Origin of the sequence: Halomonas sp. 141, from assembly GCF_002810305.1 — a bacterium.
GTDB classification, from domain to species: Bacteria; Pseudomonadota; Gammaproteobacteria; order Pseudomonadales; family Halomonadaceae; genus Vreelandella; species Vreelandella stevensii.
This window is the reverse complement of record NZ_PINZ01000094.1, coordinates 1-1,937: the sequence shown is the minus strand read 5'-3', so window position 1 is coordinate 1,937 and position 1,937 is coordinate 1. Positions and strand designations below refer to the sequence as shown.

The following is a 1,937-nucleotide window of genomic DNA, read 5'->3' as shown; positions in this document are numbered from 1 at the left end:
CCTAACACCATCACTTAACCTTCCGGCACCGGGCAGGCGTCACACCCTATACGTCCTCTTGCGAGTTGGCAGAGTGCTGTGTTTTTACTAAACAGTTGCAGCCACCTGGTATCTTCGACCGGTTCGGGCTTGGAGAGCAAGTCTCGTCACCCTACGCCGGCGTGCCTTCTCCCGAAGTTACGGCACCATTTTGCCTAGTTCCTTCACCCGAGTTCTCTCAAGCGCCTTGGGATTCTCACCCTGACCACCTGTGTCGGTTTGGGGTACGGTCGCACATGATCTGAAGCTTAGAGGCTTTTCCTGGAAGCGTGGCATCAATGACTTCGACACCGTAGTGTCTTCGTTTCGTGTCTCGGCCTTGAAGGGTCCCGGATTTACCTGAGACCCAAGCCTACTCACTTTCACCAGGACAACCAACGCCTGGCTCACCTAGCCTTCTCCGTCCCCCCATCGCAATCATGTCCGGTACGGGAATATTGACCCGTTTCCCATCGACTACGCCTTTCGGCCTCGCCTTAGGGGCCGACTCACTCTGCTCCGATTAGCGTCGAACAGAAACCCTTGGTCTTCCGGCGAGGGAGTTTTTCACTCCCTTTATCGTTACTCATGTCAGCATTCGCACTCGTGATACCTCCAGCATGCTTCTCAACACACCTTCATCGGCTTACACGACGCTCCTCTACCGCTCATCCGTAAGGATGAACCCGTAGCTTCGGTACCTGGTTTAGCCCCGTTACATCTTCCGCGCAGGCCGACTCGACTAGTGAGCTATTACGCTTTCTTTAAAGGATGGCTGCTTCTAAGCCAACCTCCTAGCTGTCTGAGCCTTCCCACATCGTTTCCCACTTAACCAGGATTTGGGGACCTTAGCTGACGGTCTGGGTTGTTTCCCTTTTCACGACGGACGTTAGCACCCGCCGTGTGTCTCCCACGCTGGCACTCACCGGTATTCGGAGTTTGCCTCGGGTTGGTAAGTCGGGATGACCCCCTAGCCGAAACAGTGCTCTACCCCCGGCGGTGATACGTGAGGCGCTACCTAAATAGCTTTCGAGGAGAACCAGCTATCTCCGAGCTTGATTAGCCTTTCACTCCGATCCACAAGTCATCCAAATCTTTTTCAACAGATCCTGGTTCGGGCCTCCAGTTGATGTTACTCAACCTTCACCCTGCTCATGGATAGATCGCTCGGTTTCGGGTCTATATCCAGCGACTGTGTCGCCCAGTTAAGACTCGGTTTCCCTACGGCTCCCCTATACGGTTAACCTCGCCACTGAATATAAGTCGCTGACCCATTATACAAAAGGTACGCAGTCACAGAACAAGTCTGCTCCTACTGCTTGTACGCACACGGTTTCAGGATCTATTTCACTCCCCTCTCCGGGGTTCTTTTCGCCTTTCCCTCACGGTACTGGTTCACTATCGGTCAGCCAGGAGTATTTAGCCTTGGAGGATGGTCCCCCCGTCTTCAGTCAAGGTTTCTCGTGCCCCGACCTACTCGATTTCACGTGATCAGATTTTCGACTACGGGGCTATCACCCGCTATGGCCAGACTTCCCAGTCTGTTCGTCTAATCCGTCACACGCTTAAGGGCTGGTCCCCGTTCGCTCGCCGCTACTAGGGGAATCTCGGTTGATTTCTTTTCCTCAGGGTACTTAGATGTTTCAGTTCCCCTGGTTCGCCTCCTGTCCCTATGTATTCAGGACAGGATACTCATCTTGTGATGAGTGGGTTTCCCCATTCAGAGATGTCCGGGTCGCAGGTCGTTTGCCACCTCACCGAACCTTATCGCAGGCTACCACGTCTTTCATCGCCTCTGGCTGCCTAGGCATCCACCGTGTGCGCTTCATTGCTTGACCCTATAACCCGAAGGAGTCTGGGGTTCGCAATGATAACGATTGCCGGATACGCTTGAGACGTATCACAATACAATTTACGTA

General features: G+C 53.6%; 1 rRNA gene. It reads right to left on the bottom strand.

Annotation, left to right across the window (positions count from 1 at the left end):
• Positions 1-1,856: ribosomal RNA gene (locus tag CWI66_RS17415) — 23S ribosomal RNA — on the bottom strand; the annotation flags it as partial.
• Positions 1,857-1,937: the final 81 nt, after the last annotated feature.